At 39.6% G+C, this 12,552-nt stretch carries 12 protein-coding genes and 1 riboswitch; of the genes, 10 read left to right on the forward strand and 2 right to left on the reverse strand.

Features of this window, described 5'->3' with window-relative positions:
• Positions 1–54: 54 nt before the first annotated feature.
• Both AB4Z45_RS02115 and AB4Z45_RS02120 read right to left on the reverse strand, forming a co-directional pair.
• Positions 55–369, reverse strand: a complete 315-nt coding sequence (locus AB4Z45_RS02115) for a DMT family transporter (RefSeq protein WP_076265992.1) — start codon at positions 367–369, stop codon at positions 55–57.
• Entirely contained in the window at positions 369–710 is a 342-nt protein-coding gene (locus AB4Z45_RS02120; RefSeq protein ID WP_339209314.1) for a DMT family transporter, read from the reverse strand. Before AB4Z45_RS02120 ends, AB4Z45_RS02115 begins: the two co-directional genes overlap by 1 nt.
• 72 nt (positions 711–782) lie before the next feature.
• A riboswitch (guanidine-I (ykkC/yxkD leader) is annotated at positions 783–880 on the reverse strand.
• 166 nt (positions 881–1,046) lie between these two features.
• Between AB4Z45_RS02120 and AB4Z45_RS02125 the strand changes: the two genes are divergently transcribed.
• The 10 genes from AB4Z45_RS02125 to AB4Z45_RS02170 all read left to right on the forward strand — a co-directional run bounded on the left by AB4Z45_RS02125 (position 1,047) and on the right by AB4Z45_RS02170 (position 12,493).
• Positions 1,047–2,684 (forward strand): ABC-three component system protein, encoded by a 1,638-nt coding sequence (locus AB4Z45_RS02125; RefSeq protein WP_441907676.1) that lies wholly within the window; start codon positions 1,047–1,049, stop codon positions 2,682–2,684.
• Positions 2,685–2,686: 2 nt separating this feature from the next.
• Entirely contained in the window at positions 2,687–3,265 is a 579-nt protein-coding gene (locus tag AB4Z45_RS02130) for an ABC-three component system middle component 1 (protein WP_441907852.1), read from the forward strand.
• On the forward strand, positions 3,255–6,101 hold the full coding sequence (locus AB4Z45_RS02135) for a hypothetical protein (RefSeq protein ID WP_441907677.1): 2,847 nt from the start codon (positions 3,255–3,257) through the stop codon (positions 6,099–6,101). The genes AB4Z45_RS02130 and AB4Z45_RS02135 overlap by 11 nt, the downstream gene beginning before the upstream one ends.
• Positions 6,102–6,262: 161 nt before the next feature.
• Positions 6,263–6,826 carry a sigma-70 family RNA polymerase sigma factor gene (locus AB4Z45_RS02140; RefSeq protein WP_441907678.1) on the forward strand — a complete coding sequence of 188 codons (564 nt, stop codon included), beginning with the start codon at positions 6,263–6,265 and terminating at the stop codon, positions 6,824–6,826.
• The gene (locus AB4Z45_RS02145) at positions 6,826–7,941 is read left to right on the forward strand and encodes a DUF4179 domain-containing protein (RefSeq protein WP_441907853.1); all 1,116 of its coding nucleotides are present in this window, start codon (positions 6,826–6,828) and stop codon (positions 7,939–7,941) included. The genes AB4Z45_RS02140 and AB4Z45_RS02145 overlap by 1 nt, the downstream gene beginning before the upstream one ends.
• 294 nt (positions 7,942–8,235) lie before the next feature.
• Positions 8,236–9,159: a UDP-N-acetylmuramate dehydrogenase gene (gene murB, locus AB4Z45_RS02150; RefSeq protein WP_441907679.1), complete on the forward strand. Its 924-nt coding sequence runs from the start codon at positions 8,236–8,238 to the stop codon at positions 9,157–9,159.
• A 230-nt stretch (positions 9,160–9,389) separates the two neighbouring features.
• Positions 9,390–10,199, forward strand: coding sequence for a transporter substrate-binding domain-containing protein (locus AB4Z45_RS02155; RefSeq protein WP_441907680.1), 810 nt, complete (start codon positions 9,390–9,392; stop codon positions 10,197–10,199).
• Positions 10,200–10,236: 37 nt separating this feature from the next.
• A complete protein-coding gene (locus AB4Z45_RS02160; RefSeq protein ID WP_441907681.1) occupies positions 10,237–10,773 on the forward strand; it encodes a flavodoxin family protein in 537 nt (178 codons plus the stop codon).
• Positions 10,774–11,029: 256 nt separating this feature from the next.
• Entirely contained in the window at positions 11,030–11,695 is a 666-nt protein-coding gene (locus AB4Z45_RS02165) for a FusB/FusC family EF-G-binding protein (protein ID WP_441907682.1), read from the forward strand.
• 246 nt (positions 11,696–11,941) lie between these two features.
• On the forward strand, positions 11,942–12,493 hold the full coding sequence (locus AB4Z45_RS02170) for a YdhK family protein (protein WP_441907683.1): 552 nt from the start codon (positions 11,942–11,944) through the stop codon (positions 12,491–12,493).
• Positions 12,494–12,552 lie beyond the last annotated feature (59 nt).

The raw sequence follows: 12,552 nt of genomic DNA on the forward strand, positions 1-12,552 counted from the left end.
CCAAAAATTAAATTAAGCTATAATTCCACGAATGATCATATCAAATGAAAGCCTTCAAGAGACAAGCTTCAACCCTACGGCTGACCCTAATACCATCGCTATAAAAACAACCCTTTTCCAGTCCTTCGATTCTCCATATAAAAGCATTCCCAAAATAGCTCCGCCTGACGCTCCAATTCCCGTCCAAATGGCGTACGTTGTTCCCATAGGCAGTGTTTTCATGGAATAAGCAAGAAATAGGAAGCTTGCTAAAAATCCGATCGTTAATAATACAACGGATTGCCAATTGCGATCCTTATGCAATTTATTTATCATGGCAACACCAAACATTTCAAACAATCCTGCAAATATGAGAGAAATCCAAGCCATTAGGATACAGCTCCTTTCTGATCTTTATCCTTCGTAACTAATTTCAGGCCCATGACTCCAGCTAATAAAAGTAAAATCAACAACATCTTGGTCCATTTAAATGGTTCTCCAAAAAAAATAATTTCGGAAAAAACAGTTCCTGCCGTACCCATTCCTACAAAAACAGCATATACCGTTCCGACGGGCAGTTTTTTGCCTGCAGCGATCATTAAATAGAAGCTGATAATAATAGAAATGACAGTTCCTGCCCACGTCCAGAAGTCATCCGCGTGTTTTAAGCCAATCACCCAAAAAACCTCGAAAAAGGCGGCAATAAATACTTTAATCCAATTCGAATTCACCAAAATACACCTCCAATTTTATTGTTGCCAAAAAACATAAAAAAAAAGCCCAAGAGTAAACTGTTTAACAGTTTCTCCCAGGCTTTTATCCTTCCGTGACACAGCATGGCTGTGAGTTTTCTCTCGGACCAGACCAACGGTTACGCTGCGGAACCCTAGAAAACATTTCGTTTATTCAATTACCTTGTATTATACACATATTCGAATCGATTACAATACTCATAAAATGGAAAATAACAAAAAAAGATCTTCCAAAACATGTAGTACAACCCTTGGAAACCATATATGCTTGATATAAAATAATAGGAAAGCATTAGGAGAAAGGGGAAGCTGAACATGTCGATGCAGATCGAACTGAAACCGAGAACACCGGGAAGCAAAGGCAAGATGCTTGTCTTGCTGATTCATGGTTTGGGCGCTCCTGAAACGTGGGTAAAGCCAGGCAGAGACTGGGCGGAGCTCATCGCATCAGATCCGGACATCACGGATACGGATATTGGAATCGTTACATATGACACCTCTAAGCTCATCAGCAACATTTTTGGAATCGAAGGAGAGTTTGACGTCTTAGGTCAAAAAATTAGTGTCAGTAAAAAAAGTCCTCTGTCCATAGACCAGCTTGCTATTCAATTAAAGGCTATTTTGGATGGGTATACCTATAGAAAATATGAGAAAATCGTTATCGTTGGCCACAGTATGGGAGGATTAATCGGTAAACGATTCTTACTCAACGAATATTTGCATCGCAAAAAAGGATTAGAACGGATCGGTGGCTTTATTAGCTATGCAACACCTTATAACGGCTCTAAATTCGCTGAATTCCACCATTTAATAAAGCGCTTTCAGAATCATAAGCAAATCGAACAGCTGCGTTCAAACAACGCTTTTTTGGATGATATGAACCGCAGCTTTTTTGATGCGCAAGGAGAACTTAGGAGCTTTTTCACGTCCATTTACTGCTTCGGTGACAAGGATACCGTAGTCGAGGAGGGCAGTGCCGTTCCCAATATGGGACAATCAAAGAGCTATGATTCTGCCCGGTCTCTGCCCGGTGATCATGGCACCATTCTCGATCTGCAGCAAGGACATCTCTCAACAAACTACAATATTCTAAAAGGACTCCTACTAGACGTACTTGAAACTTTTGATCCTCCACCGTTTGGTATACAAGATAACCGCCCAGAGATAACAACTTCCTTAGACCTGTCGGACAAGCCGGCAGGATCAGCTCATGTATCGAAGATGCAGGCTCGATTAAACGATCAATTTGAGATTCACCGACAAGCTCTGGATACCATCTTCATACGACGCTTCAAAAATGATGACGAAATAAGAACTAAACTTATTGCATCCATGAATGATGTTCTTCGAAAGCTGAAGGAGATGGAAGAAAGCAGATTGCAGCTATTTCTAAAGCTGTACCAATTTGCAAACATTCGTCTTCCTGAAGGAGAACCCGGCCTGCGCGAGCTGTGGGAGCTGCTGGCGCTCGTAAATTTGGTATATCCCGATTGGAACTTTATCGATCCTGAGGAATGGGTTCATTTGTCCAATCTTCAGCTGAATTCCGATCGCTGGGTGCGTATGCTCTACTCCCAGGCTAAAGAAACGATGCCTGAGGTTGTCATCGGATTTATGACCAAACTTTACACCAATTCTTTTCAATCTTATATGAAGTCCAGAGACCATTCGGACTTATTCCCATATCGCTTGCTGCTCGAAAATATTAATTCGGAATCACTCGAAAAAGGCAACCCAGAAAATCTATGCGAGCATTGCAACAATGGCCGTAAAGCTGACTTTTCCAAAATATTACTACAATTTGCTCAAGACACGAAGTTAACCATCTTCGAAGGTTTAGAATCTAATCGCTTATCCGGAACGGTCAGTATCAGCTGTTCCTCTTGCTTGCGTCAAGTTAGACATGAAGTGAGTTATGAAGAAATTTGCACACGACTAAGGAGTGTGATTTGAACATGGTGCAACAGATATTTGACTTTTTTGACCAACAATCTGACCTTGAAAAGCTAACAAATGTATCGATTAGGCACATAGATGCCCTTTACTTTTCTGCGAAGCAAATTTTTGCTGTCGTTACCTATGACTCTCCATCATCACTCGAGAACCACTGGGAGCGAGCAGCTTATCAATTTGCTTACCGGGTACAGAATCAGCTTCCCGGCGAACTAGATGATTTGCGTTGGGACATGTATTTAGTCCTCTTTGTAGACGCGCAAGAGATAAGCAATGCTTTGAAAAAACGCATCGAGTCAAACCGCTTTTTCTTTCGCAAGATTATCATCACTAGCTCAGATTTAGATCGTTTAGCTGAAAAACTGCCTTTAGACTTTCAAACTAAGCTGCCCGAGCACCAGCTCGAGCGCCTTTGGTTTCATGATCGGCATTTTCTCGACCAATGGCAATCCAGTGTTCAACAATCGACGAAAGACCAGTTAAATAAAGCTTTGTTTCAAGCTGATGAGCAGTCTGTGGACAAGCTATTGTCATCTTTAAATATTCCAGTGTTAGCTGAGGTGCTCGGCCATGAGGATTAATGCGATCACAATCGAAGCATTCCGCGGGTTTAATGAGAAGCGAAGATTTGAATTTCCCAATACAAGCATTGTCATTTTACATGGCCCAAATGGTTACGGAAAAACCTCTTTTTTTGACGCGATCGAATGGGGATTAACCGGTAGCATTTATCGTTATGAGCAAGACCCCGAACGCAAATTATATCGATACATTGGGAATCATTTTACCGGGGATAGAGCTCCAAAAGTAATCATTGAGCTTGGAAATTCAGACATGCAAATCATCGTAACACGTACGGGGATCGCCAATACGAACGTAAGGACAGATAGCGGAGCCCATTTGCTTGAAGTTGAGATTAACGGCGAGAAGATGCCTGCCAAGGAGGCAGAAGCCGTGTTAAAGGAGAAGCTCGTCCACGCGGAATGGCTCGATAAAGTGGATTTAAACAAAAGCTTGTTTCTTACTCATCTTCTCTGTCAAGAACGGATGAATGGCATCCTAAGAGGCATGAAGGAGAAGGATCGCTACAATTCGGTTTCCCGAATTTTCGGCACAGAGCAATTTTCGAGCTATGGAGAACTCGTACATAAAGCAAGGGTGGAGCTGGAAGAAAGAAGACTGGCATTTAGCCAAAAGCGTGGGCAGCTGATTGCGGAGGAAGAAACGCTGGAGCACCGTATTCAAGGCATTAAGCTGGAAATCTCAGAATTCTCGCCTGCATCACGAAATAATCAATGGTCAACAGCACTTCATAACTATGAAGCTGTCTTCCAAAAAGCAGCGGTTTCAGAAGATGAAGATCAGGTTATTTCATTGATCAAAGAAGCCGAGGAGCAAATAGAAGCTCTCGTTCAGGAACGAAATCTTTTGGAAAATGATACAATCAGACGGCTCGATCTAGCAAAAGATGCGATGACCTCATTACAGGAAAAGCTTCCGCTTCTGAAGCAATGGGAACGAGAAAATCATCTTACTCAAACGCTAGATGAACATTTAAATACAATTCAAAAATTGCTAAGGCTCAATGAAGAAGCAGATAGTTTTTTGCAAAACGAACTGATCAAGCTCCAAAACGAACAGCTGAATGAGGATTTACAGCAGCAAACAACGGCAATTCAGCATAGAGCCGATCACTTATTAGAAGCGTTAAATGAAGTGAAAAAATTATTGCTTCAGGCAAACAACCGTAAAAAATTTGATGGGATGAGCGGTAACTTTGCCATAGCATATCCACTCTTAGAGGAGACTCCTCGACTCGCACTCTATCATTCATTACGAGAGTTAGAGCTGCGGTTTCGTGAACAAACAGATTTGGAAAACGCTTTTTTGGAGGCTGATCGTTTACACAAGCAGCAGTTGGAATTTGTACAGCAGCTTGTGCTTCATGAAAAGAAACATAAAGCTTTTCTAAAGCATGTTCTACAGGTTGCTATTGAACAGCCAGAGCTAGATTGCTGCCCTGCCTGTGGAATAGAAGATGTTGATTCATTACGCCTGCAGAACTACGTCAGCGCACAAATGGATGCCATTCATCCTGATCTAGCTCGTGCAGAAAAGAAGAGCCTCGAGCTTGAATTACAACGACAAATCTATCATGACCAGCTGTTTGAAGCAAAAGCGAATGTTAAAGAAAGTCTAACCATACTTCAAGCCACCATGCAGGAATGGAGTGATCAGCATACTCAATTGCTCGATCAAGTGGCAGATTTACAAGCAAAGCACTACGATTTGCACAAAAAAATGCAGTTAATGGACAAGAGTTACAATGATTTTAAAACATTGGCTGATGAGTTGAATATCCCTATTGATACGCCAGCTCTGAAAGAGCTGTTACTGACTAAGCTGGATGAAAGTAATAAACAAGTAGATCATTTACGCAAGCAGCTTATTACGATTGCTACATCGTTTTCATCCCTGCCAAGGGAGAGCATAGAAAGAGAACTTAAGCATCTACAAGATGATGTCGTTGTTTGGCTAGGTAAACTAACAGCAGAAGGAATTGTTGGTGCTAGTGCTCAAACAACGAATTGGAGCGCTGTTGCGGATCAGTTAGACGCAAAGGCTAGTTTGATTGAGGAATCTTTGCTCGAAAATACTCGTAAGCACGGAGCAGCAACACAATTATTAGATGCTTTCCGAGCAAACGCAAATCTCGCACTGCTTGAACAATTACAGCAACAAAAAACTGCCAAGCATAAGGTCATAGAACGAGTGGAAGAAGGTCTTCGAACCATCGAAGACCTGGTTGCCGCTCTAAAGGATGCCGAGCAGGCCGTGCCAGATGCCATTCGCAGCTTGAATGAACGAGTCATGGATCAAATGTTCGATACTATGCGTTCCATCTTTGTCAGAATCAACTCTCATCCCGTGTTCACCGAGATCGATTATGATACGGGGAAAAAATTCAACAGCAATCGCTTATTTCTCAAAGTGATGACGAGAGAAGATGCGGCCCTTGGTCACCAAGAAGCAAATCCCTCGTACATATTTAGCGCAGCCCAGGTGAATGCCACTGCGATTTCATTCTTTTTGGCCATGGCGCTTACGCAATCTTGGTCACCACTGTCCTTTGTCGCTATGGATGACCCTGTGCAAAGTATGGATGACTTGAATGTGGCTGCATTAATTGATCTTATACGTAATTTAGCTGATTCAAAATTGCAAAATCATAAACAATTTATTATCTCAACACATGATTCGACGTTCTATCAGGTCATGAGAAAGAAGTTCAGAATGCTGAATGTAGGCATTATTGAATATGATTCCTATTCAGAAGCAGGCCCAACATTTGAGCAGCGAGTAGTCGAAGCTACGGATAAGAAGCCGATTGCCATATTTTCAAAAGTTGACTCATAAAAACTCAACCATAAAAAGTCGATTTCCTGTACGATTAAGGAATCGACTTTTTTTATTATAAATGGCCTAAAAATATAATTAATCTAAACTTGAGAATAAAAATTTTCAACTTCGTTGTATATAGTGTAAAAGCTTTTACAAAAAAATAAGGAGAATCGCTAATGAAGTCTAATGATAAAAATTTCATCCAACGCTTAAAGCGACAGAAAGAAGATGCTTTAGAATTTATCGTTGATACCTATTTGCCTTTAATTAAAGGGGTAACTTATAAAGTGCTGTCCCCGCTTGAGAACGAGGGAGTAATTGAAGAATGTATGAACGATATTTTATTATCCATATGGAACAATTCGAATAAATTTCATGGCGATTCAACTGATTTCAGGAAATGGATTTGTGCAATAGCCAAATTTAAGTCTATTGATTATTACAGAAAAAATAGTAAAAGAGTTGAGTTCACCACTAATGAAATGGAATTGAGCTCCGAAAAATCGGCAGAAGAAGAGTTGATAATGCTGGAGGATAAAACGGAATTAATTCAATTAATCCATTTATTAGAGCCAGTTGATCGGGATATTTTTATAATGAAATTTTTTCTTGGATTAAAAACAGAGGATATCTCAGCGAAACTCGATTTAACGAAAGCGTCCATCGATAATCGCATTTATAGAGGGAAAAAGACACTTTATACCAAAGCGATGCAGCTGAATTGGAAAGGTAGTGTATGATGAAGGATATTTATGAATTATTAAACGATATTGATCTAGACGACAAACAATTTGTGGAAATGGAAGTCACTGAATTTGAAAAGACTAGCGTAAAGAAAGCATTAAAGCGATCATTAGCTCAAAATAAAAAAACACAACGTTGGAAAAAGAATGCTGCTGCTGCAGTCATACTAATCGGTTTAACGGCTGCTACCTTTGGCATAACGTTCCCTGCTTATGCTAGCGAAATCCCCGTTATAAGAAATATATTCAGGTTATTGGATACGGGAAGGGTCGGATTTTATGATGACTATAAGAAATATTCCAGCGAAATTAACATGTCAACGGAGAGCAACGGCATAAAAATCACGATTGAAGATGCGATTTTTGATGGGAAATCGGTTACCTTAACCTATGCATTAGAAAGTAAACAAGACTTGGGTGACGAACCAAAGTTACATGGCTTATTATTTGCAAAAGGAGCAATCGGTGGCAGTCAAAGCTCTGAAATTACAAAAGTGGATGAAAATAGTTATGTAGGTTTAGTTCAAAGCAATATCGATTTTCGTAATCAAACGGAATTGGATCACGTAAATATAAACTGGACTATTGAAAATATAACAAATCAAAATAACGAGGAGAAAATACAAGGTAAATGGAGCTTTGCTCTTTCTTTAGACGCAACGGCGAATCAAACACAGATCATAAATCAAAGTATTGAAAACGAGGGAGTAAAAGTGAACATAGACAACATAACCTTTACCCCCATGAGCTTTATCGTTTATTACAATCAAGTGATTTCGGATGAGACAAGAAATGAATGGGATGCTGTAGATGTGGATATCGAAATTAAAGACGACTTAGGCAATCATTATGTAGGTAAAGGCAATGGAGGAGCAGGTGAGCGAGGCGGCTATAACATGAACTGGAGTAAAACTTTTGAGAAATTAGACCCCATTGCTACCAAGCTTATACTGACACCTCAGATAAACTTGTATGAACACACTGCCGAAAATCATGGATCATTAGAAATAACGAGAGACGAAGGTTCAAAAGAAATTGTATTGCCTAAAAAAGCAGGAAGAGGTAGAGAACAAATTAAATTGGATGATATTGTAATTGAAATAAAGAAATAAATGATAAGACATTAAGGCTTATGAGAGGACATGCTATGGTTGCTACAGATTAAGCCATAAAAAAAGCGAGCAGGATCGTATCCTGCTCTTTTTTTGTTGCATATTTAATAAGGAGAAACGATAATTTAATGATATGTAGGAAATAGGATTGATTAAATTTATAAATGACAACTTTTGATTAAAAGGTAATATTAATCGGAAAAATGTGCTATAATTTAAAGTTGAAATTTCAAAGCTTTAACAACAACAAGAAAAGGTGAAACGAATGATAATGAACGAATGGGAACAACTTTTATGAATAATGAATTGAACCTTTATAAACGTATATTAAATAAACTGCCCGACTTGAATATTAAGCTTGCTGAACCCGTTAAAAATCACGCATATACAAAATTAGGGGGGAATGCAGATGTATTCATTACTCCAAATAAATATGATGAAATAAGCACTGTATATAAAATTGCGAAAGAAGAAAATGTTCCAGTTACCCTCTTGGGACATGGCTCCAATCTTATCGTGAAGGATGGCGGCCTTCGCGGGATTACGATGCATTTAAAAAACTTGAATGAAGTTCGAACCGAAAATAGTACAATTATTGCGCAGGCTGGAGCTTCGATTATAGATGTATCTAGGCAAGCATTAGAACAGCATCTGTCTGGACTTGAGTTTGCATGCGGCATCCCAGGTACGGTCGGTGGTGCTTTGTATATGAATGCAGGAGCCTATGGCGGACAAATTTCGGATGTATTAGTCAAAGCTTTAGTAATGAACGAAGCAGGCGAGCTTCTCACATTATCAAGTGAGGATCTGTCATTAAGTTATCGGAAAAGTAATATTTCTGCAAATAAATATGTCGTGCTCGAAGCTGTATTTCATCTTAAACAAGCTGAATATGCCGATATTAAACAAAAAATGGATGAGTTCACTTTTGCGCGAGAAAGTAAACAGCCATTGGAATATCCTTCATGCGGCAGTGTATTCAAACGCCCGCCTGGCTATTTTGCTGGAAAACTGATACAAGACAGCGGTTTGCAAGGGAAACGAATCGGAGGAGCAGAGGTATCCACAAAACATGCAGGTTTCATTGTAAATGTGGATCATGCTACATCTCAGGATTACATTGATTTGATCGAAGTTATTAAGACGACGGTAAAACAAAACTTTGGCATAGATTTAGAAACGGAAGTCATTGTCATTGGGGAAGATAACCAAAACTAAAACAAACGATTAAAGTTCAAAGACCCTTCCCATTCATTTGGCGAGGGTCTTTGTTTTTTTTACATTTTTTATATTTATATAGCATTTTTGGTATCTTATATAAAAATTATCTATTATGTAATCAATTGACCTTATGCAGGTGTGAATGCTACAGTTATCTAAGCCTTTAATCCTCACTTAACCCGTAGGGATTATGAGTTTAATACACAACCAAATTGGAGGAAACGATTTTGAAAAAGTTTAATGCATTTGCGTTTGCCCTTGTTTTCTTATTTGTTATTACAGCGTGTGCCAATAATGGCAGCAGCAATAAAGAAGAATCAGCCGCGGGGGTTAAAAAGGTTATTGTCGGCACTGGCAATGATTTCGAGCAAGTCGCTTTTCTCGATGATAACGGAAAGTTAACAGGCTACGATGTTGAGGTTATCAGAGAGATAGACGAACGTCTGAAAGAGTATGAATTTGAGTTTCAAACGATGGAATTTTCCAACATTCTATTAAGTCTAGAAACGAAAAAGATCGATATAGCCGCTCATCTATTTGAGAAAAATCCTGAGCGTGAACAAAAGTTTTATTTTAACGAAGAACCTTACGCTTATTGGCGGAACAAAATTATTATTGCAGCAGTAAACAATGAATCGATCAAGTCCTTAGATGATTTGAAAGGAAAAAAAGTGCTGATTGGCCCGACCAGCGCTCAAGCTCAAATACTTGAAAATTACAATAAGGAGCATGATGGCGCAATAAAAATCGTGTACCAGCAAAACGATGCTAACGATGAAGTTCTTCAAATCACGAATGGACGGGTTGACGCAACAATAAGCGCAGACTTCCTTCTTCCGATCAAAGATCCGCAAGGCAAGCTCAAAGCAGTAGGAGATGCGCTTAATGAGGGGCATATCCAGTATGTACTCCGTAAAGACGACCCCGAGTCAAAGAAACTTGCCGACGCTGTGGATCAAACGATTAAAGAAATGAAAGCGGATGGAGCCCTCGCAAAGCTTAGCACGGATTGGCTTGGTCAGGACTTTTCAAAATAAAGGCTTAACACTTTAAAAGTGGAGGTGATTATTCACAATGGGATTTGCAGTGATTTATGGAAGCTCCCGCAAAAATGGAAACTCGGATCAACTAGCAAATTTATTAGTTGAAGGATTTGAAGCAGATAAAATTCACTTATCTGACTACAACATAGAGCCTATTGTCGATTACCGGCATTCTGAGAAAGAGCCTTACCCAAATGATGATTACCATCATCTGATCGAACGCGTAAAGGCACAAGATGTATTGGTGTTTGCGACGCCAATCTACTGGTATGGCGCATCAAGCATTACGAAGACGTTCATTGATAGATGGTCCCAATCATTAAGAGAGAATAAGACCGAGTTTCTATCTAGTTTTGCGTCAAAAACAGCCTGGGTCATTGGTATAGGCGATGACGAGCCCCATCTAAAAGGAATTCCGCTTGTTCAGCAATTTCAATATATTTTTGACTATACAGGCACAAATTTTGCAGGTTATATCCTTGGGAGAGGCAACAAGCCAGGCGATATTTTGCAAGATACCATTGCTTTAGCTACTGTGGAGGAAATCCGGAAAAAGTGGCATACTTAATCAAAATGTAAATTTAGAGGAATTCACACGTTGTAACAACATCTGAATTCATTTTATAATGTAAAGAGGCAGGGAGGTGATAGGAATGGCAAATCAAATTGCCGGGAAAAGTAACTGCTCATGCAAAGCCTAATATTAGGGCGATACTTTGCGTGGGGCCGGACTGAAATATTTTCGCCCAATGGAGCTCATATCGTTTCTAATAAAAGCTTTGCACCTTATATTTTTTTCATTAAAAATAAGGGGCTGAACAGCTATGAATAAACCATTTATTAGAAACCATCAATATAATTTGATTAAGAAACAAGCACATCTGCTTCAAACTGCTTGCAACACGGTATCCGATCCGAAAGTAGTTGAAGCGGTTAGGTATAGTACGCAAACAAAGATTTCCGAAGCATTCCCGGGCGCAACTGATCTTCAAAAGCATGAGTTAGAGAAGCTTGCAACGCTAAATAGGACGGAAGAAATTCAATCCTATTTGCAATCGCTGCAGCCTTTGATGTCGGAATTCACTCAAGTAACGGCAGCTCAAATAAAAAAGCTGTTTCCAAAAGTAAAAAAGCTAAAGGTACCCGATTTAGATGATATTGACTACCGTTATGTTACGTATATGGGTTGGACCGATATCGCATCTAATAAGCTGTTTCTTATTTACCGTCAAGACGGACAGCTTATCGGCATTGAAGGAAAGTTTACGCCAACAAATAAGAAAAGCAACTGTTTTTTGTGCAATAGACATGAAGAGGTTGCGTTATTCACGGCCATTACGAAATCAAGGCCTGCTAATGCTTCACCTGATTACTACAAGGCGATTGGAAATTATATGTGCGTTAACAGCAAAGCCTGCAACGCAAATATAACGGATGTCACCGTTTTAGAGAAATTCTTCAGCAACTTTATTGGAAAACATGAATCATAAAATGAAAAGAAGCATCAGAGATTCTGATGCTTCTTTTTTTGTTGTGATTTGCTTCTTCCAGTATCACTGATTGCAGTCTACACAAGTTCTTCAAAAGTGTTGGTTACAATGAGGATAAGGAATAGTGGATAGGAGGACAAAAGAACAAATTTGAAAAATAGAAATGAAAAAACGTTTCCAAAATACCCATTGGGGGTATAATGCGAATAACATACTGAACAAAAAAACAGAGGAGTGTTATATAAAATGAAAAAACAATTGATTTTACTTAGTGTTGCTGCGGTAATCGCTTTAAGTGGTTGCGGTAAAAACGAAAGTGCTGAGAACGCTATGACCAGCAATCAAGGTGAAGACCACTCACAAATGAATCACTCCAATAGCAGTCAGCTTCCTAAAGGGTTAAAAGAAGCAACGAATCCAACCTACAAGGTGGGGAGTGAAGCGATTATAAAAGCAGACCATATGGCAGGAATGAATGGAGCTACAGCAACGATTGTGGGCGCCTATACGACAACTGCCTACGCCGTATCTTATACCCCAACAACGGGCGGCGAAAAAGTGACCAATCATAAGTGGGTTATTCATGAAGAAATTAAAGATGCAGGCGACAAACCCTATGATCCAGGTTCAGAGGTTGTCCTTCAAGCAGACCATATGGCGGGTATGAACGGCGCAACCGCAATAATTGATTCCGCAGAGCAAACCACGGTTTATATGTTTGATTACGTTCCAACCACTGGGGGAGAAAAAATGAAAAACCATAAATGGGTAACGGAAAGCGAGCTTTCACCGAAGTAATCAACCGTTTCTGAACAAACGACGATTCTTTCTCAATATTAGAGAGAATCGTCTTTTTT

Origin of the sequence: Paenibacillus sp. MCAF9 (genome assembly GCF_052114265.1) — a bacterium.
Classification (GTDB): Bacteria; Bacillota; Bacilli; order Paenibacillales; family Paenibacillaceae; genus Pristimantibacillus.

Coding starts and splice junctions, on each gene's coding strand:
- AB4Z45_RS02170 (WP_441907683.1), top strand. CDS start 11,942: ATGAAAAAACAATTGATTTTACTTAGTGTTGCTGCGGTAATCGCTTTA.
- AB4Z45_RS02130 (WP_441907852.1), top strand. CDS start 2,687: ATGGTGCAACAGATATTTGACTTTTTTGACCAACAATCTGACCTTGAA.
- AB4Z45_RS02115 (WP_076265992.1), bottom strand. CDS start 369: ATGGCTTGGATTTCTCTCATATTTGCAGGATTGTTTGAAATGTTTGGT.
- murB (WP_441907679.1), top strand. CDS start 8,236: ATGAATAATGAATTGAACCTTTATAAACGTATATTAAATAAACTGCCC.
- AB4Z45_RS02145 (WP_441907853.1), top strand. CDS start 6,826: ATGAAGGATATTTATGAATTATTAAACGATATTGATCTAGACGACAAA.
- AB4Z45_RS02135 (WP_441907677.1), top strand. CDS start 3,255: ATGAGGATTAATGCGATCACAATCGAAGCATTCCGCGGGTTTAATGAG.
- AB4Z45_RS02125 (WP_441907676.1), top strand. CDS start 1,047: ATGTCGATGCAGATCGAACTGAAACCGAGAACACCGGGAAGCAAAGGC.
- AB4Z45_RS02165 (WP_441907682.1), top strand. CDS start 11,030: ATGAATAAACCATTTATTAGAAACCATCAATATAATTTGATTAAGAAA.
- AB4Z45_RS02160 (WP_441907681.1), top strand. CDS start 10,237: ATGGGATTTGCAGTGATTTATGGAAGCTCCCGCAAAAATGGAAACTCG.
- AB4Z45_RS02140 (WP_441907678.1), top strand. CDS start 6,263: ATGAAGTCTAATGATAAAAATTTCATCCAACGCTTAAAGCGACAGAAA.